20 protein-coding genes are annotated in these 23209 nt (G+C 50.8%); 12 read left to right on the top strand and 8 right to left on the bottom strand.

Going from position 1 to position 23209, the window contains the following annotated elements; genetic code table 11:
- Nucleotides 1-40: 40 nt before the first annotated feature.
- The 7 genes from KJY73_RS03950 to KJY73_RS03920 all read left to right on the top strand — a co-directional run bounded on the left by KJY73_RS03950 (nt 41) and on the right by KJY73_RS03920 (nt 6149).
- Nucleotides 41-994, top strand: a complete 954-nt coding sequence (locus tag KJY73_RS03950) for a DUF1835 domain-containing protein (RefSeq protein WP_214340496.1) — start codon at nt 41-43, stop codon at nt 992-994.
- A gap of 115 nt (nt 995-1109) precedes the next feature.
- Entirely contained in the window at nt 1110-1760 is a 651-nt protein-coding gene (lepB, locus tag KJY73_RS03945; RefSeq protein WP_214340495.1) for a signal peptidase I, read from the top strand.
- 188 nt (nt 1761-1948) lie between these two features.
- Complete coding sequence (locus KJY73_RS03940; RefSeq protein WP_232848385.1) at nt 1949-2425, top strand: HPP family protein; 477 nt, start codon at nt 1949-1951, stop codon at nt 2423-2425.
- A gap of 67 nt (nt 2426-2492) precedes the next feature.
- On the top strand, nt 2493-3359 hold the full coding sequence (locus KJY73_RS03935) for a LysR family transcriptional regulator (RefSeq protein WP_214340494.1): 867 nt from the start codon (nt 2493-2495) through the stop codon (nt 3357-3359).
- A gap of 93 nt (nt 3360-3452) precedes the next feature.
- The gene (locus tag KJY73_RS03930) at nt 3453-4091 is read left to right on the top strand and encodes a DsbA family oxidoreductase (RefSeq protein WP_214340493.1); all 639 of its coding nucleotides are present in this window, start codon (nt 3453-3455) and stop codon (nt 4089-4091) included.
- Nucleotides 4088-5104, top strand: coding sequence for a cyclase family protein (locus KJY73_RS03925; protein ID WP_214340492.1), 1017 nt, complete (start codon nt 4088-4090; stop codon nt 5102-5104). The genes KJY73_RS03930 and KJY73_RS03925 overlap by 4 nt, the downstream gene beginning before the upstream one ends.
- A gap of 133 nt (nt 5105-5237) precedes the next feature.
- Nucleotides 5238-6149 (top strand): sensor domain-containing diguanylate cyclase, encoded by a 912-nt coding sequence (locus KJY73_RS03920; protein ID WP_214340491.1) that lies wholly within the window; start codon nt 5238-5240, stop codon nt 6147-6149.
- Here the strand turns inward: KJY73_RS03920 and KJY73_RS21710 are convergent.
- Both KJY73_RS21710 and KJY73_RS03910 read right to left on the bottom strand, forming a co-directional pair.
- The gene (locus tag KJY73_RS21710) at nt 6118-6906 is read right to left on the bottom strand and encodes a hypothetical protein (RefSeq protein ID WP_232848384.1); all 789 of its coding nucleotides are present in this window, start codon (nt 6904-6906) and stop codon (nt 6118-6120) included. The genes KJY73_RS03920 and KJY73_RS21710 overlap by 32 nt on opposite strands.
- A gap of 134 nt (nt 6907-7040) precedes the next feature.
- Nucleotides 7041-8063, bottom strand: coding sequence for a LysR family transcriptional regulator (locus KJY73_RS03910; protein WP_214340490.1), 1023 nt, complete (start codon nt 8061-8063; stop codon nt 7041-7043).
- Between the two features lie 134 nt (nt 8064-8197).
- On the opposite strand from KJY73_RS03910, the gene KJY73_RS03905 reads away from it, so the two are divergent.
- The 4 genes from KJY73_RS03905 to KJY73_RS03890 all read left to right on the top strand — a co-directional run bounded on the left by KJY73_RS03905 (nt 8198) and on the right by KJY73_RS03890 (nt 15669).
- A complete protein-coding gene (locus tag KJY73_RS03905; RefSeq protein ID WP_214340488.1) occupies nt 8198-9439 on the top strand; it encodes an efflux RND transporter periplasmic adaptor subunit in 1242 nt (413 codons plus the stop codon).
- 1 nt (nt 9440) lies between these two features.
- Complete coding sequence (locus KJY73_RS03900) at nt 9441-12614, top strand: efflux RND transporter permease subunit (protein WP_214340486.1); 3174 nt, start codon at nt 9441-9443, stop codon at nt 12612-12614.
- The gene (locus KJY73_RS03895; RefSeq protein ID WP_214340484.1) at nt 12607-14028 is read left to right on the top strand and encodes an efflux transporter outer membrane subunit; all 1422 of its coding nucleotides are present in this window, start codon (nt 12607-12609) and stop codon (nt 14026-14028) included. The genes KJY73_RS03900 and KJY73_RS03895 overlap by 8 nt, the downstream gene beginning before the upstream one ends.
- 198 nt (nt 14029-14226) lie before the next feature.
- A complete protein-coding gene (locus tag KJY73_RS03890; RefSeq protein WP_214340482.1) occupies nt 14227-15669 on the top strand; it encodes a DUF3300 domain-containing protein in 1443 nt (480 codons plus the stop codon).
- 61 nt (nt 15670-15730) lie between these two features.
- On the opposite strand, the gene KJY73_RS03885 is transcribed toward KJY73_RS03890, so the two are convergent.
- Nucleotides 15731-16282, bottom strand: coding sequence for a carbohydrate binding domain-containing protein (locus tag KJY73_RS03885; RefSeq protein WP_214340480.1), 552 nt, complete (start codon nt 16280-16282; stop codon nt 15731-15733).
- 278 nt (nt 16283-16560) lie between these two features.
- Nucleotides 16561-17643 (bottom strand): alanine racemase, encoded by a 1083-nt coding sequence (alr, locus tag KJY73_RS03880; RefSeq protein WP_214340479.1) that lies wholly within the window; start codon nt 17641-17643, stop codon nt 16561-16563.
- 130 nt (nt 17644-17773) lie between these two features.
- On the opposite strand from alr, the gene KJY73_RS03875 reads away from it, so the two are divergent.
- Nucleotides 17774-18508: a L,D-transpeptidase family protein gene (locus KJY73_RS03875; protein ID WP_214340477.1), complete on the top strand. Its 735-nt coding sequence runs from the start codon at nt 17774-17776 to the stop codon at nt 18506-18508.
- Nucleotides 18509-18658: 150 nt separating this feature from the next.
- On the opposite strand, the gene KJY73_RS03870 is transcribed toward KJY73_RS03875, so the two are convergent.
- The 4 genes from KJY73_RS03870 to ccmI all read right to left on the bottom strand — a co-directional run bounded on the left by KJY73_RS03870 (nt 18659) and on the right by ccmI (nt 23209).
- Nucleotides 18659-19678: an SDR family oxidoreductase gene (locus KJY73_RS03870; protein ID WP_214340475.1), complete on the bottom strand. Its 1020-nt coding sequence runs from the start codon at nt 19676-19678 to the stop codon at nt 18659-18661.
- 3 nt (nt 19679-19681) lie between these two features.
- Nucleotides 19682-20971, bottom strand: coding sequence for a Vi polysaccharide biosynthesis UDP-N-acetylglucosamine C-6 dehydrogenase TviB (gene tviB / locus KJY73_RS03865; protein WP_214340473.1), 1290 nt, complete (start codon nt 20969-20971; stop codon nt 19682-19684).
- A gap of 223 nt (nt 20972-21194) precedes the next feature.
- Nucleotides 21195-21995, bottom strand: coding sequence for an MlaA family lipoprotein (locus tag KJY73_RS03860; protein ID WP_214343215.1), 801 nt, complete (start codon nt 21993-21995; stop codon nt 21195-21197).
- A gap of 5 nt (nt 21996-22000) precedes the next feature.
- Nucleotides 22001-23209 (bottom strand): c-type cytochrome biogenesis protein CcmI, encoded by a 1209-nt coding sequence (gene ccmI, locus KJY73_RS03855; RefSeq protein ID WP_232848488.1) that lies wholly within the window; start codon nt 23207-23209, stop codon nt 22001-22003.

The raw sequence follows: 23209 nt of genomic DNA, 5'->3' as shown, positions 1-23209 counted from the left end.
CCTACGCTGTAGGCCATACAATCCTAAATCAGTCTGCCCCATGACCACCCTGGATACCCCAAACACTTTGCATATTCGCTGCGGCAGCGATATTCAGCGAGGCCTTCAGGCAGCCGGCTTTATTGGCGATTTTCTGGAATTTTCTGACCCTTTTTGCCAGGGACCGGTTGGCGGTGACGGTGACTGGACAGCCAGACGCAATGCATTCTTGGCAACCCACTACGAAATCCCCCTGGCTGACCTGCAACAACGACAAACGCTAGCTTACAAGCGCCTTTGCTCGGTTTCTCAGTATGCCCATATCGTCTTGTGGTTTGAGCATGACAACTATGACCAGCTTATCCTTGCCTATTTATTAACCCGACTGGCGGATGCCAATCTGGGAACTCGTCTGGAACTTATTTGTATTTCTGCCTTTGCTGGCATCGAACCTTTTATCGGCCTGGGCCAGCTTTCCCCGGATCAGCTAGAACAGCTATACACTGAACAGCGTCAGGTGGTATCTGCCGCTCAGTACCAGGAGGCACATAAACTGTGGTATGCCTTTGAACAGGGCAATCTGACCGAGCTAAACCGCATTATTCGTCAGGGCACACAAGCACTGCCGTTTTTGGCTGCTGCGCTGAAACGGCAAATGCAAGAACTGCCCTGGACAGACTGCGGCATGGGCCTGACCTTACAGTTAACCTTGCAAATGCTTCGGGACAAAGGCCCTTGCACTTGTGGGCAGCTATTTCGCGAATTGACACTAAAGCTTGAACCTTTGCCTCACCTTGGCGATTTGATGTTTTGGGCGCTGCTTAAACAAGCAGCTGTGCAAGGTCTGATTGAGATAGCGCCATCACGCACAGACTGGCCACAGCGTATGGTCAGTATAGCTACGCCCACTGGTGCAACCAGTACAAGCAGTTGGTGGGTCGGTCCCTTTGATATCAACAGAACAGATTGCCCACGCTGGGATCCAGTCACCGGGCAAATTGTTGTAACAGAGTAGCAGACTGATTAAGGCATGCATGCCTGGCATTTTGTTACATTTATCCCACGCCCTGGTGGGAATTTTTGTCAAAAGCAGCACTCAGAGCCTCTTAGTAACAAGGACTGAATTCACTATGAAACTAAAATTAAAAAATTTGCTAAAAGAAAACAAAGGCCTGCTGATTTTTATTGCGCTGATGCTGGTGTTTCGCAGCGCAGTAGCGGATTGGAATGACGTTCCTACCGGCTCCATGAAGCCAACTATCCTCGAAGGTGATCGTATTTTGGTTAACAAAATGGCCTACGATATTCGCCTTCCTTTTAGCCAGATTTCCCTGAAAAAACTCGCCGACCCGGCCCGTGGCGACATTATTGTGTTTGAGTCACAAAAAGCCGGCAACCAGTTAGTTAAACGGGTTGTGGGAATACCCGGAGATGTGGTGGAAATGCGAGATAATCGACTGTATATCAACGGTGAAGCGCTCACTTATGTCACCCAGCGGGCACACACAAACGGGCAGGATCTGGTTGAAAACTTAGTTGGCATAGAGCATAGCGTGCGGATTAAACGCGGCCACCAGCCCCTGGCAAATTTCCCGCCGGTTCAAGTACCAGAAAATGCATATCTGGCACTGGGAGACAATAGAGATAACAGCGCCGACTCCAGAGTTATCGGCTTTGTACCCCGACATGAGATTCGTGGCCGTGCCCATCATGTGCTGTTCAGCCTCAACTACGACAACTTTTATTTGCCACGTGGCGACCGTTTCTACCATCCCATTTAATCCATCTAATCGCGGTACCGATGCAAAGTGCCGCGATTCCTCCATTCTCTTTCATTCTCAGACAAGACGACAAATTCACCTTGACGCAATGCCCGATACTCCGGCAAACAAACTCTGTTTTGCGTTGATAAAAATGCACAGATCTGTCTACCATATAAATATACAGACTTGTCTACTTGAGGTAACCTTTGAAATATGCTCGCTTAGTCTTAACTCACCCGGCCCTGATTGCAGGAATTGGCGCCACCCTTTGCACCTTGGTGCTCACCCATCTGGATGAATGGCAGCATGAGTTGTGGCTGATGGCCCCCTTTGGTGCAACCATGGTTATTCTGTTTGGTTTACCCGCCAGCCCGCTTGCGCAGCCTAAAAACATTATCCTTGGCCACCTGCTGACAACTTTAGTTGGCCTGGTAGTACTGCATACCTGGGGAATGACGCCACTGAGCCTGAGTGTTGCTGTTGGCATGGCAATCAGCTTGATGCTGCTAACCAAGACCACGCATCCTCCGGCCGGTGCCAATCCACTAGTGGTAATGCTAACGGCCCAGGATTGGCCTTTCCTGATTGCACCTGTACTAACTGGCGCTTTGCTTATTACCTTAAGTGGCTGGCTGTATCACAAGTGGGTTAGCGGTCAGCCTTATCCGGTCAGGCAAAACTAGAATTCCCCCCTTGGCGTTATCCGATAAAGCCGGTATAACCCTGAGCAACAAATGGATGGAGCGGTTTATGAGTAAAATCAGTCTGGAACAATGGAAAATGTTTGTCGCCGTAGTTGAAGGCGGAGGCTTTGCCCAAGCCGGAGAATTGCTGTTTAAGACACAACCGGCCATCAGCCATGGGGTGCGCAAGATTGAGCAGTTGCTGGGTAAATCACTATTTGATATTCAGGGTAGAAAAGCTGTACTAACCCCTTTTGGTGCTACCTTGTTACCCCAGGCCAAACATCTGGTCAGTCAGGCTAATGATCTGGAAAACCAAGCCATGAGCTTCACTCAGCCAGCCAGACTTATCAGCATAGCCGTCGATGTTTTACTTCCCAGTGATAAATGGTTAGGAGCGTTAAACAAGGTACTTGAAAGGTTTCCTCGCACACAGGTTAAAGTTCAACACAGCAGTTTATCCAGGGCGGCTGAACTTCTGGAAGACGGACAGGTTGAATTAGCCATTGCCAGTCGCCTGCCCGGTCACATCCTCAGTCATCCCTTAACAGATATTAAACTGGTCGCCGTCGCCGCCTCGTCGCACCCCCTGGCAAAAGAAGCCAGCCTGAATATTGAAGCGCTAACCCCATACCGACAAATTGTTATTTCCGATATGGGCCTGCGCAGCAATGCCAACTCTGGGTGGCTGGGCAGCGATCTTCGCCTGTCGGTTCAGGATATCCCATCCGCGTCGGCGGCAATAAAGTCCGGGTTGGGCTTTGCCTGGCTGCCTGAGTGGGCCATAACGGCTCCCTTGGCACAAGGCGTAATGCAGAAACTGGCGTTAACTGACGGAGCAAGTAGGCACGTTTCCCTGCAGTTGGGCTACTATCCCAATGTGAAGGATGATGAATTACTTATGACCTTACGGGATGCCCTGCTCAGTACATAAGTTATTTGCATCAATAACCCAAAAAAGCCTCATTATTCATTCAGACTGACATTATTTACTCTGCCTGCACTTGAGCCAGAAGAGTAAAACACAATGCAAGTAGAGTTTTTCCACGACGCCGTATGCGGCTGGTGTTATCTGCAGTCACCGCGACTGCGCAAGGTAGCCCAGAATCTGAATATCAAAATTGTACATAGGGCCTTTGTCCTACAGCGCAATGAACAGGAAATGATTGCCCGTTTTGGCTCCATGCAAAGCGCCAAGGATGAAATCCTGCGGCACTGGCAGGCCTGTCAGCAACATGCCGAGCAACCGGAACGGTTCAATATTGAAGGTATGCGAGCCAAACCTTTCAATTACCCCAGCGGCTATCAGGCAGCATTAGCAGCCAAGAGTGCGGAAATTCTGGCTGGTCAGGCCGGTCACTGGCAGTTATTCGATGCCATTCAAACTGCCCATCTTAAGGAAAATCGCAATATAGCAGACACAGACACGCTGCTGGATATCGCCACGGAACAAGGATTCGAGCGCGCGGAAATAGCCAGGTTGATGAGTAGCGAACCCATTATCCATGCCGTTGAGTCAGACAACCTAAGGGCCAGACAAATTGGTGTGCGCTCTATACCCAGCCTGTATATCAACAATCAGCGGTTGATTTCACAAACCCTGACTCAGGGCGAGATGTATACCCTTTTTCACAACCTGAACAAGCTTGAAGGTGCTCTGGTATGAACAAATATTCATTGATAAATCTGCCCATTTTAGTCGCGCTGCAATTACTAACGGCCCAAAGTTTGGCTCATCAAAACGCTGACACCCGGGTTTCTGCAGATGCGCAGGTTGGTAAAAGTCCTTGGGGCGAGGAGGATCAATTAGGTCGCCTTAACCTAATGGAACAAATTGACCGAACTAAACTACTGGCCACGGCTGATTGGTCTGAGGTGCATGACCTGTCGGTTGACTATTTTGTCGGCATGCCGAGCTGGCAGGCTGCAGGTGATCCAAGCTACCAGATATGGATGACGCACACTCCCCGGGGCGCCGTAGTTGATAACGTGCTCGGGCAGGGTGAAGCCATCAACAAACATGTGAGCTATTCTGGCAGTGCTATATCTATGTATACCCACACGGGCACACATATCGATGCCCTCAGCCATTTTGGTCTGAACGGACAGATCTACAACGGCTTTAGCGCAGATCAACACTTAGGAGACAGAGGCTGGCGTCGCAGTGGCGCAGAGACGCTTCCGCCTATCATTGCCCGCGGCGTGATGATAGATATTGCTGCTAGTTTAGGCGTTGATCAATTAGCAGATAATTACAGGATCAGCGCTGAAGATATAAAGCTGGCCTTGCAAAAACAGCAAGTTGCTTTGCATAAAGGCGATGTGGTGATGATTCGAACCGGGCGTATGCAAAACTACGCGCAGGCCCAGCAGTTTATGCACAATGCCCCGGGACTTGGCATGCAGGCAGCCCGCTACCTGGCAGAAGAAGGGAACGCCATGCTGGTAGGGGCTGACAACCTAAGCTTTGAAGCCTTTCCTTCTGAGGTGAGCGGTAACTATGTACCAGTCCACACGTATTTATTGGCACAGCAAGGGATCCCAATCATGGAATTGGTTAATTTGGAGTCCTTGGCCAAACAACGAATCTATGAGTTTGTATTTATAGGTGCCTCACTCAAACTAAAGGGTGCAGATGCCGCACCAATGCGCCCTTTGGCTATTCCGCTACGTCGTTAATTAATTGGGCAGGAAGCATGGAAGTAGCCTCCTGTCCAGTTCAGCTTATAGATCCAGATCAAAAAACAGGCAGAAAGCTGATATTACTATGGTAGCCACACAATTAGTGTGGTTAAAAAGCCTGAGATAACTGATGCTGGATCCATCCCTGCCGCTAAGTACACTGCTAGATGCCATGCCCGATGCGACACTGGTGGTCAATAATCAGGGGCAAATATTGATGTGTAACCGCCAACTTGAGCAGATGTTTGGCTATCCCAACCAGTCTTTAGTCGGCGAACCCGTGCATACTTTGATTCCAAGCGAATACCATACTAAGCATGCCAAACATGTGCATGAATACATGCAGTACCCGAGACGCAGAATGATGGGCTCGGTGATGACCTTGTACGGGCAGCACCTAAATGGCCAGACATTCCCAGTGGATATTATGCTCAGTCCACTGGAATTGGATGACGAAAGATTTGTGATATGTACTATCCGCGAGATGCGCGAGGTAAAACAAATGCAGGATGCACTGACCGAAGCCCTGCGCCGCGAGCGGCAATTGGCCCGCAGAGATCCACTAACCCAATGTGCCAATCGCCGTGCATTTACCGAGATGGTGGAATACGAGATTGAGCGTTGCAGTCGTTATCATCGGCCTTTCAGTATCGCTTTTGTAGCATTAGGTAATTTTAAGCGGGTCAATGAACATGAAGGACATTTGGTTGGCGATCAATTGCTCCAATCTATTGCCAGACAATTGGAAGGTGCCCTGCGAAGCAGCGACACTGTGGCAAGAATTGACGGCGACGAATTTGCCCTGCTACTGCCCGAGGCCCCGCAGGATCTTGCTAAAGGCATACTGGACCGCTTACATAGACAATTATTGGATAGCCTAGCCAGTCGTTACAGCCCTGTTTCTGTGAGTATCGCCGTTTTGGTCTGCGAGCAGGCGCCGGACCATTTAGATACTTTACTGAAATCTTTGTACAACCTTATGAGTGAGGTAACGCAGGAGAGCAAGGGGTCTATCCGTTACTGCCAGTATCCTCAGCGCTAAACCATTCCCGGAAGAATACCTTGGCAGGTGCCGTTTCAAACTGCTTATGTAAAGGGACGAACAGCGGTTTCTGCAAAAGACCATCCCAGGAATCCAGCAGTTGTTCGACATTTTGGTCTGTCATCCGGCAACATTCCTGATAACGACTTAGCAACTGGGTTAACGACTTACCATAGTCTTGCTGTAATTGGCGATCTGCCAACACAAAAAACCAGGCACCTCCCCAATATGCTGGCGGATACTGACGATTTTGCATTAGCCTGCGCGCCACCGTCGCGGCACTGTACTGGCTATTGTACCAGCGTACCTGTGGAGCAATTTTGGCTCGATAAGCGGCTTCCAGACTCGTATCCAACACACCAGCTTCTGCCATTATCTGATATTGCATAAAACTGGCAAAACCTTCGGCAAACCAGCTGTTCCAGCTGCCAAGGTAGGGAATAGCAAGGTGGCTAATCTCATGATAGGCAGTCCAATCATCGATAAACTTCTGCTCAGTAAAACGCGGATCTACATAAAAATGCACCGTTTGACGCCCTTCACGCCAGGTATTTGCCCAAGGCACCGGCTGATTGGCTTTGCGAGGATGCAATATCAGTTGCATCTCGAAGGGATAGGGCCCAAGTGTCTTTCGAGTGGCACTAACGGCATGTTCAAGCCATTGACTCAACTTGGCTTGCTGTATTTCATCAAAAGCCTGTCGCCCTTGAATTTGATAGCCACCGCTCTGCCCGGCCCAGGCAAACCAGTTGAACATCAACAATAACCACAAACAAATGGAACGCATAGTCCTGAATAAATTGAGAAACATCGCCTAATAGTGGCAGGCGTTGCTCAGACAACAAGCCCTGTCATCGTCTGCCCCCTGTCGTTGGTCTTGTTATCTCGCGCTTATTCCATCTCTGCAGTGTGAACATCGGCAATTTTACTTTTATCACAGGTCGCCAGCATTTTAGCCATGGCATCCGGACAATAGCCTTTACGGCAGCAACGTGACAGGTCAGCAAAATGCTGATTAGCGCGCTTGCGCAAAAGGTCGCCAATCACCCCACGAAGCCACATCAAACCTTGATCGCCATCCTGACGTTTATGCCAGAGCATGCCTAATTGGGTGGGCGGTAACTCAATGGGAGTTTCATATACCGCCAATTCGCCATTAAAGATTTCCTTTTCCACGGCCATGGACGGCACCACACAGATAAGATTGCTATCTCTTAACAGGGGGGCCACCGCAGAGAAATGGTTCACTGACATGGCAACCCGTCTGGTCATACCCAATTGCAGCAGCGCGATATCGGTGATGCCAGTGGTATCGCCGGACATGGATACCAACAGATGTTCGGCACGGATAAAATCTTCCAGACTCAGTTCTTCACCAGCAAGGGGATGACCTGGGCGCATGGCGCACACATAACGCGGGGTGAACAGGTATTCGCTGCGGATCACGCTGGACACCATAGTTTGCCCTGCCGCAATCATATCCACTTCGGCATCGTTCAGGGCTTTTTCGTTATTCACTATGGTATTGGGAATGGCGTGGATATTAATGTTAGGTGCGTGCTGTTCAATGTAACGTCGCAGCGGCGACCACACCATGCTAACGGTAATATCAGAAATCACCAGGCGAAAGGTACGTGTCGCCGTAGCCGGATCAAAAGATGTCGGGTCGACAGCATCCTCCAATTGACGCAAAGGATCACGGATCTGGCTCCACAGGTTTTGTGCAAATACGGTAGGCTGGATGCCCCTGCCGTCTTTCACAAACAGCTCATCTTTCCAGGCGCTACGCATTCTGGATAGCGCATTTGACACCGCAGGCTGGGTCATGGCTAAACGGTCGGCTGCCCGGGTAATAGCGCCTTCCGTCATGATGGCGTCAAAAATCATCAGTAGATTCAGGTCTTGATGTCGCATCACATACTCCTATCCCATATTGCGCCGCATAATACATCAAATATCATGATATGTATCATGCAAAATTATAATTTTTTTTATAACAACTAAACTCCCATACTTGCCAGCGTCGCAAATGGCTTATGGAGAGACACATGTCCACTAAACACATACTCGCAGTTGCCCTTTTGGCAGGAACTGTCAGTTTACTCAGCGCCTGTGGTACGGAACCATCCGGCGCACCACAAATGCACGCCCCGCAAGTTTCCGTTGCCCCGGTTATCAGTCAACGTATTACCGAATGGGACGAGTTTACCGGCCGGCTGGAAGCACCACAAACCGTGGAACTGCGCCCCAGAGTGTCCGGCTATATTGATATGGTCGCCTTTGAAGAAGGCGCTTTGGTCAAAGCCGGCGATCCCTTGTTCTTTATTGATAACCAGCCTTTCAAAGCCGAAGTTCGACGCTTGGAAGGAGAACTGGAGCAAGCACAAAGCCAAGTAGAATTGGCAAAAAGTGAGTACGCTCGCGCGCAGAAATTGGCTGCGCAATCGGCAATATCAGAGGAGATACTGGATAATCGCCGCGCTCAGCTTCAACAGGCCACCGCCCGCATTCACTCGGTTAGTGCCGCACTCGACGTAGCTCGCTTGAACCGTGGCTATACCCGTGTGGAAGCACCGATTTCAGGCCGCGTATCACGCGCCATGATTACCAAAGGCAACTACGTGAACGCCGGTCAAAGCCTGCTCACCACTATCGTCTCCACCGACAAGGTGTATGCCTACTTTGATGCAGACGAGCAAACCTACTTGCAGTACCTGAAACTGGCTAAAGAAGGCAGCCGCGCCAGCGCCCGTGATGGCGAACACCCGGTATTTATGGGACTGGCAAATGACAAGGGGCATCCGCATCAGGGGGTGGTGGATTTTATGGATAACCAGGTGAACCCCGCCACAGGCACCATCCGCGCACGAGCGGTTTTTAACAACAGCGAAGGGCAATTCCTGCCCGGCCTGTTTGCCCGCATCAAGCTGACCGGCAGTGCCAGCTATAACGGTATTTTGATTGAAGACAGAGCCATTGGCACTGACCTTAGCAACAAGTTTGTACTGGTATTGGATGAAGCCAATCAAGTGCAATACCGCGCGGTAGAGCTGGGTGAGAAGCTACAAGGCCTGCGCATCATCAAGTCCGGCTTAACCGCTGCTGACAAGATTGTTGTAAATGGTCTGCAACGGGTGCGTCCTGGCAGTGAAGTGAATCCCCAACTGGTGAATATGACCAGCCCACAAAAACTGGAGCAACTACAAGCCATGCAAGACCGCCTGGATACCCTCCTTCCCGGTACTCAACTGGCCAGACAGTCGGGTTTGACCGGCGAGTTCGGAGGCTAAAATGAACTTTTCCCAGTTCTTTATTCAGCGTCCCATTTTTGCCGGTGTATTGTCGCTGATGATCTTTATCGCAGGCGCCCTGGCGGTCTGGAAACTCCCCATCACTGAATACCCGGAAGTGGTGCCGCCCACGGTAGTGGTCACAGCCAACTATCCCGGTGCCAATCCCAAAGTGATTGCTGAAACAGTGGCATCCCCATTGGAGCAGGAAATCAACGGCGTGGAAAATATGCTGTATATGTCTTCCTCTGCCACCTCTGATGGGCGTATGACACTCACCATCACCTTTGCCATAGGCACAGATCCGGACGATGCCACGACCTTAGTACAAAACCGTGTTAACCGCGCCATTCCACGCCTACCGCAGGAAGTACAGCGCTTAGGTGTGGTAACCGAGAAGTCCTCACCGGATCTGACCATGGTAGTGCACCTGATTTCCCCGGATGAGAGATACGATATGTTGTATCTGTCCAACTATGCACACCAGAACGTAAAAGACGAGTTGGCACGCATCGAAGGCGTAGGTAGCACCCAGCAGTGGGGCGCTGGCGAATTCAGCATGCGTGTTTGGCTGGATCCTGAGAAAGTGGCGGCCCTAAACCTAAACCCGGGTGATGTGGTTGCTGCAATACGCGCGCAAAACCAGCAGGCCGCGGCCGGCAGTCTCGGCGCACAGCCAGCCGGGGATAGCGATTTTCAATTGCTGATCAACGTGAAAGGCCGTCTGGCAGATGAAGAAGAGTTCGCCAATATCATCATCAAAGTCGGTGAAGATGGGCAGATCTCCCGTATTCGTGATGTAGGTCGGGTTGAACTGGGCTCCAGCTTCTATGCCTTGCGTTCTTTACTGAATAACCAACCAGCGGTAGCCATTGGTGTATTTCAGGCACCGGGCTCTAACGCCATCCAGATCTCAGATGATGTACGGGCCAGTATGGCCGAACTGAAGAAAACCTTCCCACAAGGCGTGGACTACCAGATTGTTTATGACCCAACAGTGTTTGTGCGCGGTTCCATTAAAGCCGTGATCAATACCCTGCTGGAAGCCATATTACTGGTGGTGTTGGTGGTTGTGCTGTTCCTGCAAACCTGGCGCGCCTCAATTATCCCTTTAGTGGCAGTACCTATCTCACTGGTTGGTACCTTTGCCATTATGCATCTGATGGGCTTTTCCCTGAACGCTCTCTCGCTGTTTGGTCTGGTTCTGGCCATAGGTATCGTGGTGGACGACGCCATAGTGGTAGTCGAAAACGTTGAGCGTAACATCCATGACGGTTTAAGCCCGATAGAAGCGACCAAACAGGCTATGCGCGAAGTAACCGGGCCTATTGTGGCTACTACCTTAGTGCTGGCGGCAGTATTTATTCCCACCGCCTTTATGTCGGGGTTGACCGGCCAGTTCTATAAGCAGTTTGCGTTAACCATCACTATCTCAACAGTCATCTCAGCCTTTAACTCCCTAACCCTCAGCCCTGCCCTGTCGGCTTTGTTACTGAAAAGCAAAGACGCCCCCAAGGACTGGCTAACCCGAGGTATGGACAAGGTCTTCGGCGGCTGGCTGTTTGGTCCATTCAACCGTTTGTTTGACCGTGGTGCCAAAGGTTACACCCAAGGTGTGGGCAAGCTGGTACGTATGAGCGGTATTATTCTGGTGCTGTATGCCGGCCTGATGGCGCTGACCTATCAGCAGTTCTCAAGTACCCCAACAGGTTATGTACCGGGTCAGGACAAAATGTATCTGGTGTCTTTTGCCCAGCTACCGGATGCCGCCTCTTTGGACAGAACCGAAGCGGTGATCCGCGAGATGTCAGACATTATGCTTAAACACCCAGGTGTCGCCAATGCCGTGGCCTTCCCGGGCTTGAACATCAACGGCTTTACCAATAGTCCCAGCAGCGGCATTGTATTTGCTGCACTAAAACCTTTTGAGGAACGAAACAGCCCTGAACTTTCTGCCGGTGCCATTGCTGCACAATTAAATCAGCAGTTTGGCGCTATTCAGGGAGCCTTTATCGCCATTTTCCCACCGCCACCAGTGCAAGGGCTAGGCACAATTGGCGGCTTCAGGTTGCAAATTCAGGACAGAGCTGGTCTTGGTTATGAAGAGCTGTATCGCGTCACCCAGGAAGTTATAGGTAAAGCCTGGGCCGCCCCAGAGCTCACGGGTAATTTCACCAGCTTCCAGGTCAATGTGCCGCAACTTGATGTGGAACTCGACCGAACCAAAGCCATGAGCCAGGGCGTGGATATGAATACCCTGTTCCAGACGATGCAGGCTTATCTTGGCTCTGTGTATGTGAACGACTTCAACCAATTTGGCCGTACCTATCAGGTCAATGTGCAGGCAGACGAGCGTTTCCGTCAGGAGCCTGAGCAGATTGCCCAGCTAAAAGTGCGCAATCAGGACGGCCATATGATCCCGCTGGGCTCATTCTTAAGTGCGAATCACAGTGCCGGACCGGATCGGGTGATGCACTACAACGCTTATCCGACGGCCGAGGTTAACGGTGCACCGGCACCAGGCTATAGCTCTGGTCAGGCTAAAGCGGCGATTGAGCGAATCCTGAATGAGACCCTGCCGCTTGGCATGACCTATGAGTGGACAGAACTGACCTATCAGCAAATTCTGGCCGGTAATACCGCGATGCTGGTGTTCCCGCTGGTGGTGCTGCTGGTGTTTATGGTGCTGGCTGCCCAGTACGAGAGCCTGACACTGCCACTGGCTATCATTCTGATTGTGCCTATGACGCTGCTGTCGGCCATGACCGGGGTGATTATTTATGGAGGGGATAACAATATCTTCACCCAGATTGGCTTTATCGTGCTGGTCGGGCTCGCCACCAAGAACGCCATATTGATTGTCGAATTTGCCAAAGAGCTTGAGGACAAAGGCCTGAGCACCATGGATGCCATCAAGGAAGCCAGTCGTCTGCGTTTGCGTCCGATTCTGATGACCTCCATCGCCTTTATTATGGGTGTGGTGCCCATGGTGTTGTCCTCCGGTGCCGGTGCAGAAATGCGCCAGGCCATGGGAGTGGCGGTATTCTCCGGCATGATTGGGGTAACCATATTCGGCTTGATTCTGACCCCGGTGTTTTACCACTTGCTGAGAAATCGCAAAGCGAAAAAGCAAGCCGAACAAGTTGCTATGCAAGGAGCTCTGGCCCATGACTAACAGTATGCTCAGAATGCCACTGGCCGCCTTGGCCACTGCGATCCTCAGTGCTTGTGCGGTAGGACCGGATTACCAGGCACCGGAACTGAAGGCCAGTGAACTGACTAACCTGACTGCTGCTGCGCAGTCAGGGGTCAGCCAGGATCCGCTCTGGTGGCGTCAGTTTGATGACCCACAACTTAATCAGCTGATTGAAGCGACTCTTAAGAACAACCCGTCCCTGGCCGCCGCCAGGGCCAATGTGGATGCCGCTTACGCCCAGTTTATGGACACTAGCAACGATATTCTGCCAAGTGGTGACATCGAAGCCAGCCATCAGGCGCAAAACCAGCTCACTCCCGGTATGGGCGATGCGCGAATTCACAGCCGCTCTGCCCGTTTAGGGGCAAACCTGAACTGGACACTGGATCTGTTTGGCAAGCTGCGCCGGGCCACCGAGGCGGCGCAGGCCGACGCCCAGGCGAGCGAGCAAGCCTGGCAGGAAGTGCGCATTAGTTTACTGGCCGAAGTGGCTAACCAATACGTCACCAGCCAGGCCTTAAACAGTCGCATCGAGGTGGCCAGGCAAAACCTGCAAAGCCTGACGCAAACCCGCGCCATTATTCAGGCCAGACTCGATTCAGGCTATGCCTCACAATTGGACTTACTGCGAATGGATGCCCAGCTAAAAGGTGTAGAAGCCAGTATTCCGCAGCTTGAAGCACAGCGGCTGCGTAGCCGTAATACCTTACTGGCCCTGGCAGGCGGCAGTCAGCAACTGCCCGACTGGCAATGGCAAGACCGGGCGCTGCCCAAGCTGTCTCAGCCGGTGGCCATTAGCCAGCCTGAACGCTTGCTGCAAGCACGCCCCAATGTGCAGCAGGCAGAGCGTCAGCTGGCCGCCGCTACGGCACGCATAGGTGTCGCCAAAGCCGCCCGCTATCCAGAGCTGTCAGTAAATGGTTTTCTGGGCTTTTTATCTTTGGGTACTACCGAGTTTGACAGCCAAACCCGGGCCTGGAGTCTGGCCCCAAGCTTGCGCTTACCTGCCTTTGATATGTCTTCTGTGGAAGCACAAATCGATGTGGCCAATGCCAGACAAAGAGCCGCCCTGGCCAATCTTCAGCAGCAGTGGCTAAACGCCGTGGCGGATGCGCAATCTGCGTTAACCGATTACAGCTTCAGCCAACAACAAAGCCATTTATTGCAAGCCCAGGTTGATGCCAGCCAGCAGGCCTTGCAATTGGCACAGTTGCAGTATGACGCTGGAGCCATTGAATTGCTGGATCTGCTCGACAGTCAGCGCACCTTGCTGGCCGCCCACGACAATCTGGTGCAGGCCCAGCATAGAACTTTCTCTGCACTGACCAATGTGTATACCGCCTTTGGCGGCAGCTTAACGTTGCCCGAATCGGACCTATTGGCCAGTCATTAACCCCTTGCCCTCTTGAGGCACCCGGCGGCGACCGTCCCTCCGAACCAAGCCAATCGCCGGGTTGCCTCACTTTTTCAACCAGCCAGTTCAAACATGGTTCAGTTAAGGTTAAGCGCCTCGCGCCTATAACCCTAAAACAGGTTGAACTTCGCCGTTTATTTGTTCAACGCCCGCAAGCTTTATCAAAGGAGGCACAAGATGCTTAACCTAGCTTACTGGAAAGCACATTTGCGACTGTTGGCGGTGCTACTGCTGGGATTTACCTTAGTATCCCTTAGCAGTGCATGGGCACAGGAGGTCAGGGTAGTTGAGGAAGATGCAGCCCTGGATGTGGAAGAACTGGATGCTCTGCTGGCACCGGTTGCATTATATCCGGACACCCTGCTGTCACATATTCTGATTGCCGGCAGTTATCCGTTGGAAGTTGTAGAAGCCGCGCGCTGGCGTGAAAAAAACGCGGATCTGGACGCCGAGGATGTACTGCAGGCCAGTGAAAACAAAGACTGGGATCCCAGCGTGAAGGCGTTGCTACCATTTCGCGACCTGCTAACACGCATGAGTGAGGATTTAGACTGGACGCGCGATCTTGGTGAAGCCAATCTGGCTGATGAAGGGCTGGTGCTTGCACGTATTCAGCATCTGCGTCGCCAGGCTTACAGTCAGGGCACTCTGTCCAGCAATGATCATGTGGTGGTGGAAGAAGAACCTGAAGTAATCCGCATCGAAACGGTAAAACGTGAAGTGGTATATGTGCCCTATTACGACAGCCGTGTGGTATATGGTGATTGGTGGTGGCACCGCCCTCCGGTTTATTGGCCATCCAGTAGTTTGTCAGTGGACATTCACTGGGGTCATAGTGTTTGGGTACGCCCCGCGTTCTACTTCAGTGCCTTTCATTGGCACAACCGTCATATTGTGGTGAATTATGATTATTACCGCACGCCTCGTCACTACTACCCCAGCCATTATTGGTATCGAAATGATGCCAGACGCTGGCACCACGATGTGCACCACAGACGCGGCGTTCGTTACCACCAGCCCCGCGCTTACCGTCAGGTTACCTATAACAGGGAAAGCGGCCAGCCTGGTGGCACGGTACATGTGAACCGGGTAAAGCAAAACCCCAGGTTTAAATCGGTTGAGCACCATAGCCGCACGATGGAAAGCAATAGCAGGCACCTTGTAAAGCCAGTTAAAAGCCGGGAGATTGTGCGTCATCCAGACAAACCGGCAGTAAGCCGCACATTGCAAGGACAAGTTCCAAAGCGCGACATAGACAAAGCAAGACGCCCAGTGGATAAAGTCCAACCCCGGGAAGAGAAAACCATCCGCCGTATTGAGGAAAAATCACCGCGCAGCGAGCCCAGTAAACGCCATCAGGAAAAGCCGCTACAACGCCAGCAGGTGCCAGAGCGACTGAAAGATAAGCCAAGCTCTCGGGCTGAAAGTCGAGCCGTATCCGGTTTCAGTGCCTCAACCGAAACTCGCAGGCAAAGTTACTCGCAGCCAAGCAAGCCAGCTCGCGAGATTCATCAGCAGCAAAACAGTCGAAAAGCAGATCGCAGCCAGCACAGCAATCGCCAGCAGGTCAAACACAATAGCCATGAACGACAGAACAAAAAGGAAATGCAGCAAAGATAAAGCACACAACCTGGCGATGGGGATGTCGCCAGGTTTTGACTCGCTGGAATAGTGAGGCCTTTTATTGCAACTCAACCGCTTTTATCTTTATCCAGGCCTGCCCACCTTCTGCATCGGTAAGATCTGGAACAAAGTAAAGGGCTGATACACTGTCTTTGACTATACCTTGGTCTGTTGACCACTGTGGTGTCCAATCAGGTCTGCTGAAATCTGCCAACTTAACACTAAGGGTTTGCCAATCGGTGGCACTTGGCAGCAAGGTTTGATAGTGAGCGTAACTTTTATCCCCATCCCCGCCATACTGCTTTTGAGACAGCTTAATCACCAGCGGTTTGTCGCTTTGGTAAGTCAGCTTAACGCTGTCTACTCCTTGCAATGATTGATTAGGTAAATCGTAGATAAGCTCCACCCAGGAATTATTTTGTGCGTCGACACGCGGCACCCGAACAAAGGAAATAGCCACTTCATCTTGTTTTACTAGAGGGTGGCTATAAGTGGCAGTACTACCATGAGGATCGGTGGCATAGCGCCAATCGGCTGGGTTTAACTCGGCATGCGCTTTGCCAGCAACAGCGGCGACTAACATTGCAGTGATTAATGCCTTTAGCTTCATCGTTCATTTCCTTATGCTCAGCAATTCAAGTCGTTTCTGTATTATTCACAGTAATTCTAATCAAGTAGAAAAATATAATAACACTTTGTTTTAATTAAAAAAACGCACCTAAATAGATGGATATCGATTTAATCCAGAAACTGCACTTACTGCAAACTGTCTTAGAAGCGTCCTGCAGACTATTTAGCTTGATACAGGCTTTTGCAACGATTCTGAGTATTACCGCCCAGCAAAAGACAACGGCAATATACGCCAGCAGACGCAGTATCGATAACGACTTAATCCCTTAGGTAAGCTCTGTGCATGCGTTGAGTCACACGAGTCAGCAGCTCATAGCCGATGGTATTAGCATGGGCGGCAACCTCATTAACCGGAATATTGGCCCCCCAAAGCTCGACCTCGTCACCGACCTTAGCTTCAGGGATATGGCTGATATCAATGGTCAACATATCCATAGAGACAGTGCCCACCACCCTGGCCCGCTGGCCATGTAAAAAGACCTCGCTGGCACTGTTAGTTAAGCGTGGGTAGCCGTCTGCATAACCGATCGCCAGCGTCGCAATTCGGCTCTTCTGCTCAGCCTGCCAGCGGCAGTTGTAGCCCACAGCCTCACCCGGCATAACCTCGCGAATGGCAATAATCTGACTGGTAACCGTCATCGCCACCTGTAAGTTCAGCTCAGCAGCAGTCTTATCAGCAATGGGCGGACAGCCATAAAGCATGATACCTGGTCGATTCCAGCCAACAGCGGACTGGGGCAAGGTGACAAGGGCTGCACTATTCGCCAGACTCACTTCACATTCCATATGTGCTGCCAGCGCAAATAACTGCTGCATCTGGTGTTTGCTAATGGGGGAATCTAACACCTCGGCGCAAGAAAAGTGACTGGCCAGCACGGGTCTTTGTTTCATTTCCCTACAGAGTTTGTCTGCCCAACTCTGTGCTTCTACTGGTGTTAGCCCAAGCCTGTGCATACCGGTGTCCACTTTTAACCAACACTGCAGCTCAGGAGTTGGCGTTAAAGACATTAAGGCTAACAATTGCTCGTTGCTATGCAGCATGGGCCAAAAATTGAATTGCTCCGCTAAACGCAACTCTTCTTCGCCAGTCAGCCCTTCGAGGATCAGTATAGGTTTTCCAATACCTGCCGCCCGCAACGCCAGTGCCTCATCAAGAAAAGCCACAGCAAATGCTGGCACATGAGGTTCAAGATACGTGGCCACTTCAATGGCGCCATGCCCATAGGCATCGGCTTTGATCACCGCAACTTGTCTGGCTTTGGGCGCAAGCTTACAAGCTTGCTGATAATTGCTCAGTATTGCTGACAAGTTAATTTTGGCCAGAGTGGGTCGGTGATGCATTGTTATCCAAATCAGAAAAAGCAAACAAGAATATTAATTTACCAAAAATGAATACAAATTAAATATTTTATTCACAGAGGTACTTGTTCTATTATCGGACCATTACCTCTATACCAACGGGCAGAGTAACATGAAACACTATAAGAAACTTCTCCCCCTGGCGGCCTTACTGGCATGTAATGTCGCCCTGGCAAACTGGCAAGTTCCGAGCGATGTGAAACAGTTGGTGGTCGTCACCACCAAGGACTGGCAAGCCATTCAGGGACAAATGCAGGTCTATCAGCGTCAAGACGGCCAGTGGCAAGCCGCAGACATAACGACCCCTGTGACTATTGGCCGTACCGGCATGGCGTGGGGAATTGGCCTGCATCCCGAACAACCTGGGCAGCAAAAACAGGAGGGTGACGGCAAAGCACCAGCCGGAGTATTTCGCCTGACCACAGCCTTTGGTTATCAAGCGCTGAACAATTTGCAACTACCCTATGAGCAAATGCAATCCAGCCACTACTGTATGGATGTGAACGGCTCCCCTTATTACAACCAGATAGTAGACAGCCAGAAAGTGGGTGAAAAGGCCGTTGAGGGTTCAACAGAAGGGATGCGCCGCGACCTGCATAATGGTGATGACTTGTATAAGAAGGGCATAGTGGTGGAACACAACGGCGGCAATATCTCCGGTGCAGGAAGCTGCATATTCATGCACTTGTGGCGTGCAGAAGACAAGCCTACCGCAGGATGTACCGCGATGCCGGAAGGCGCTATGGATAAATTATTAGGTTGGCTGGAAGCGGAAAAACACCCGGCACTACTGCTGTTACCCGAGGACGAATATCAGAAGTTACGCAGTGAGTGGGCGCTGCCTTAATGGCTTGTGCCTTAAACAATTTGCCTTTATGCCCAATCCACAGCTTCTGAATGTGCAGGGGCACTAAAAAGACAAAAGGGCAGTATCACTGCCCTTTTTTACTTTTCACACCCGCTTTTGAAAATAAATACGGGTAATACCGCCTAGTCATTAGCCCACATTGGCCACATACCAAGGCATGGTCAGGCTGATGCCTTCAAAAATGCGGTACTGAGGAGCATAGCCGAGCAGATTTTCAGCTTTACTGATATCCGCTTGAGAATGGCGCACATCACCAGGTCGGAAATCACGATAGACGGGCTGCTTGGGGTACTTCACACCTTGCTCATCCAGTGCATCTTTAATAGCCTGGAATAGCTGATTCAAGGTGGTTCTGTCACCTACTGCTACATTAAACACTTCACTGTTATCCAACTCTGTCATGGCCGCCAGCAAATTAGCCTGGATCACGTTCTCAATATAACAGAAATCGCGACTAGTTTCGCCGTCACCGTTCACAATCACTTCGTCACCACGCTTCATAGCCGCGGTCCATTTAGGTATCACCGCTGCATAAGCGCCATCTGGATCCTGGCGACGTCCGAACACGTTAAAGTAACGCAGTCCTACTGATTTAAAACCATAAGCCCTTGCAAATACATCGGCATACAGTTCGTTAACATACTTAGTCACAGCATAAGGCGACAATGGCTTGCCAATATTCTCTTCAACTTTGGGCAAAGCCGGATGGTCACCATAAGTTGAACTGGACGCCGCATATACAAAGGCTTTCACCCCGTGCTCTTTGGCGGCTACCAGCATATTCAGAAAACCGCTGATATTCACTTCGTTGCTGGTAATAGGATCGTTTAACGAACGAGGTACCGAACCCAGCGCCGCTTGATGCAGCACTCTGTCAACTCCGTTCACCGCCGCAAAACAGGTGGCTTTATCGCGAATATCGCCCTCAATAAAACGAAACTGTTGCCAGCGCTCTTCGCCCACCAACTGCTGCACTTCGTCCAGATTACGTTGATGACCTGTGGCAAAATTATCCAGCCCTACCACTTTCTGGTTGGCCATAAGCAAGGCCTCCAGTAAGTTCGAACCAATAAACCCGGCAACCCCGGTTACCAACCAGGTTTGCGGGTTAAGTTTAAGTTCGCTCAGTAAGCGGGAAAATCTATCCATTCTTTACAGCCTCATATCCGTCAGCGATTTATCCAGTGCATACTTAAGGTCGTATACTACGCGCTTGTCCTTACACAAAGAGGCGAGTTTCTCACTGCCCCAGTCTTTGAATTCTTTATGCGCCACAGCCAATATTACTGAATCATAAGTACCACTGGCTGGTTGTGCGGTTAGCTCCAAGCCATACTCATGCATGGCCTCTTCCGGAGAAGCCCAGGGGTCATGGATATCCACGGCCACACCGTATTCTTTAAGCTCATCAACTATGTCTACCACACGGGTATTACGCAGGTCGGGACAGTTTTCTTTAAAGGTTAATCCCAGCAACAGTACCTTAGCACCTTGCACCTGAATACCCTTTTGAATCATGGCTTTAACCAGTTCAGATACCACATACTGCCCCATACCGTCGTTTAAGCGGCGGCCGGCCAGGATCATCTCCGGATGGTAGCCAATAGCCTGCGCCTTATGCGTCAGATAATAGGGATCGACACCGATACAGTGACCACCAACCAAACCGGGTCTGAATGGCAGGAAGTTCCATTTGGTACCTGCCGCTTCCAATACTTCCAGTGTATCTATACCCAGGCGGTTAAAGATAATGGCCAGTTCATTAATCAGGGCAATATTTACGTCACGCTGGGTGTTCTCAATCACCTTGGCGGCTTCCGCCACTTTAATAGAGCTGGCCAGATGCGTTCCGGCGGTGATGATTTCGCGATAGATACCATCCACCAACACGCCCACCTCGGGGGTGGAGCCAGAGGTCACCTTTTTGATGGTGGACACCCGGTGTTCTTTATCACCCGGGTTAATTCGCTCTGGGCTGTAGCCGGCATAAAAGTCCTGGTTGAACTTCAGCCCAGACACTCGCTCCAGCACAGGCACACAGTCTTCTTCCGTTGCACCCGGATAAACCGTGGATTCATAAATTACGATATCCCCTTGCTTAAGCACCTTGCCAATAGTTTCACTGGCGCGGATTAAGGGGGTTAAATCTGGACGCTTAAAATCATCAATGGGAGTCGGCACAGTAACAATAAACACATTAGCCCGACGCAAATCTTCAAGGTCACAGGTAAAGCTAAGCTGAGAAGCCTCAGCCAATTCTTCCTTGCTGACTTCCAGGGTAAAATCCACCCCTTCCTGCAACTCTTTAATACGTTTGGCATTAATATCAAAACCGATAACCGGTCGTTTCTTGCCAAACTCAGCCGCCAGCGGCAATCCCACATAACCTAAACCGATAACAGCCAGACTCACTTCCTGACCATTGAGCAACTGCTTTTCCATTGACTTGTCCCTCAAAATTCCATCAATTTTTTGATTTTTGCTATGGTGATGGATCTGGATAGTAAGTCAACGGCAATAGCCAATTTTTTGTCACTTAGTGACAAAATCTGGCAAATGAAAAGACCGGATCCAGGAAATGTAGAAGAAGTGCTATTGATTTACTGTCACTGGATAAACAGGGGCGGCACAGAATCCGCCCCAAAGGTAGTTAAAGCATCTAAACTCAGAGTTGGTCTAAGTAGGCATCAATATCATCGTCGAGCTGTTTGTCTTCTTTGCTCTGTTCGACCTTACCGTCTTTCACCTTAAACTCTGTATTCTGGAAATAGATATCTTTAACTAAAGCGTAAGGATCTACCGCACCATCCAGTAATTGCTCCTGGTCCATCAGCTTGATACGGGTCTCAACCGCATCAATCCCCCAGCGAAACAAACTTAAGGGGAGACTCAGGGTATCCATTGGCCAGTATGCAGAATCAACTAAATCCCCGACACCGCCACGCACATCGTTGGCACCGTATACTGGCAGCATAACGTAAGGCCCATTGCCAACTCCCCAGACCCCCAGCACCTCACCGAACTCTTCGTCCTTGCGGTCCATACCAATCTCACCAGCAACATCAATGGTGCCGAGCAGACCTACGGTAGAGTTAAGCAGGAAACGTCCCAGGCTGACCATGGAGTCACCCACCTTGCCTTGCAACAAGTTGTTGACCGTGTTGGCTGGCTCTTCCAGGTTGGAGGCGGCGTTATGTAAGCCGGTACGGGCAAACCCTGGCATATAATCGCGGTAAACCACAGCGACGGGGCGGGCAACATAAGTATCCAGGTAATCCCAGTTGAAGGTCCACATGGCGCGGTTAAAAGACTCTAGTGGATCTCTTGGATCGCCCTTCACGTCATTATTCTGTTCCACTGCATTGGTTTGTGCAGCGGCAGCTTGTTCAGCAGCGCCCTGATTGGCACAGCCGCCCAAAAGCAAAGCGGGTAACAATAAACACAAGCCCAATTGGCACTTGTTCAATCTCATTAATTCAGTTCCTTATCGATCAGTATCTCGGCACGCATGGTGGTGCCTTTCGCCACCTCAAGCTGAATTTCGCCCTGCAATTCACCGGGTGCGGTTTCGACATTCTCGTCCCGGGAAACCCGCGCGATCACCTGAGCATGCGCAAGACTGGATAGATTGTAGTTGGGCAACATTGCATTGCTATCAGACAACTCAATTTCAATAGGTAATGCTGACAGCGGTTGTTTAATCACGGCTGCCGGCATTTTCATGGCGCCATCACTGCTGCGGGCAAATACAATCAGATAGCCCTGTTCCGGTAGTTGCGCTTTCACCTCTTCACTAAGCGCGACTTGCACCAGCAGACGAGTGCTGGACATGCCGTTTAGTTCACTAATACGCTGCTGTATGGAAGCCTGCATGGGATCGTCGACGGGCAACATCGCGCCTAGCGCAGTCCAACTTTTTATCGCCAGAGGGGTATCACCTAACTGAGACGCCGTAATAGCAAGCAGCCCAAGACTGCTCTGATTTTCCGGCTCCCGCAACTGAAGTTTTGTCAAAAGTTGTTTCGCTCTGATCAAGCTTTCTTCACTGCCTACCATCACCAATGCCTGACTCAGACTTAGCAAGGTGCCCCCCCGCTCAGGATCAAGGCTTAGGGATTTTTCGTAGGCTTCAATTGCACTGTCTAAGCGACTCAAACTGGCATATAAGCGCCCCAGCAATAACCAGCCTTCTGGCGCCGCGGGTTCGGCATTCAACTTAGTGCGCAAAGCAAGTGCGAAGCGTTGTAATTCATCCACCGTTACGGTCGGATCGGCTTCCACTACCACTCGGCGTCCCAGCTCTGCTAACTGCGAATTAGCCTGTTGCCAATCCTGTAGCGCATCAATCTCATTAGCCTTCCAATAACTCAATGCACTCACCATCACAGCTATCAGTAAACCAGCAATCAGTATGGTTTTGCTGCCTGTCGCACTTTGTTGCTCAGCCTCACCTTGCTCAACCGCCAGGGCCAGCTTTAACTCCTGTTCGGCAGTTTCCAGATCCTTACTTTCAATTAACCCTTCAGCCACCTCTCGACGCAATTCTTGCAGGCGCTGGCGGGTTAACGCCACATTTAACCTTTGGCCATCCACTGTCTTATTAAAGGTCTTACCCAGCCAGGGCCAGGCGACCAGAAACGCGGCCAGTAAAGCCATAACCGCGACGGCAATCCAAAACAT

The sequence above is a fragment of the Bowmanella yangjiangensis genome, from assembly GCF_018531185.1.
GTDB lineage: Bacteria > Pseudomonadota > Gammaproteobacteria > Enterobacterales > Alteromonadaceae > Bowmanella > Bowmanella yangjiangensis.
This window is presented reverse-complemented; position numbering and strand designations above follow the sequence as displayed.

Bases quoted from the DNA above. Each gene is read 5' to 3' on its own strand.
- alr (WP_214340479.1), bottom strand. From the start codon at position 17,643: ATGCATCACCGACCCACTCTGGCCAAAATTAACTTGTCAGCAATACTG.
- ccmI (WP_232848488.1), bottom strand. From the start codon at position 23,209: ATGTTTTGGATTGCCGTCGCGGTTATGGCTTTACTGGCCGCGTTTCTG.
- KJY73_RS03930 (WP_214340493.1), top strand. From the start codon at position 3,453: ATGCAAGTAGAGTTTTTCCACGACGCCGTATGCGGCTGGTGTTATCTG.
- KJY73_RS03920 (WP_214340491.1), top strand. From the start codon at position 5,238: ATGCTGGATCCATCCCTGCCGCTAAGTACACTGCTAGATGCCATGCCC.
- KJY73_RS03910 (WP_214340490.1), bottom strand. From the start codon at position 8,063: ATGCGACATCAAGACCTGAATCTACTGATGATTTTTGACGCCATCATG.
- KJY73_RS03885 (WP_214340480.1), bottom strand. From the start codon at position 16,282: ATGAAGCTAAAGGCATTAATCACTGCAATGTTAGTCGCCGCTGTTGCT.
- KJY73_RS03890 (WP_214340482.1), top strand. From the start codon at position 14,227: ATGCTTAACCTAGCTTACTGGAAAGCACATTTGCGACTGTTGGCGGTG.
- KJY73_RS03950 (WP_214340496.1), top strand. From the start codon at position 41: ATGACCACCCTGGATACCCCAAACACTTTGCATATTCGCTGCGGCAGC.
- lepB (WP_214340495.1), top strand. From the start codon at position 1,110: ATGAAACTAAAATTAAAAAATTTGCTAAAAGAAAACAAAGGCCTGCTG.
- KJY73_RS03875 (WP_214340477.1), top strand. From the start codon at position 17,774: ATGAAACACTATAAGAAACTTCTCCCCCTGGCGGCCTTACTGGCATGT.
- KJY73_RS21710 (WP_232848384.1), bottom strand. From the start codon at position 6,906: ATGTTCAACTGGTTTGCCTGGGCCGGGCAGAGCGGTGGCTATCAAATT.
- KJY73_RS03870 (WP_214340475.1), bottom strand. From the start codon at position 19,678: ATGGATAGATTTTCCCGCTTACTGAGCGAACTTAAACTTAACCCGCAA.
- KJY73_RS03895 (WP_214340484.1), top strand. From the start codon at position 12,607: ATGACTAACAGTATGCTCAGAATGCCACTGGCCGCCTTGGCCACTGCG.
- tviB (WP_214340473.1), bottom strand. From the start codon at position 20,971: ATGGAAAAGCAGTTGCTCAATGGTCAGGAAGTGAGTCTGGCTGTTATC.
- KJY73_RS03925 (WP_214340492.1), top strand. From the start codon at position 4,088: ATGAACAAATATTCATTGATAAATCTGCCCATTTTAGTCGCGCTGCAA.
- KJY73_RS03935 (WP_214340494.1), top strand. From the start codon at position 2,493: ATGAGTAAAATCAGTCTGGAACAATGGAAAATGTTTGTCGCCGTAGTT.
- KJY73_RS03900 (WP_214340486.1), top strand. From the start codon at position 9,441: ATGAACTTTTCCCAGTTCTTTATTCAGCGTCCCATTTTTGCCGGTGTA.
- KJY73_RS03905 (WP_214340488.1), top strand. From the start codon at position 8,198: ATGTCCACTAAACACATACTCGCAGTTGCCCTTTTGGCAGGAACTGTC.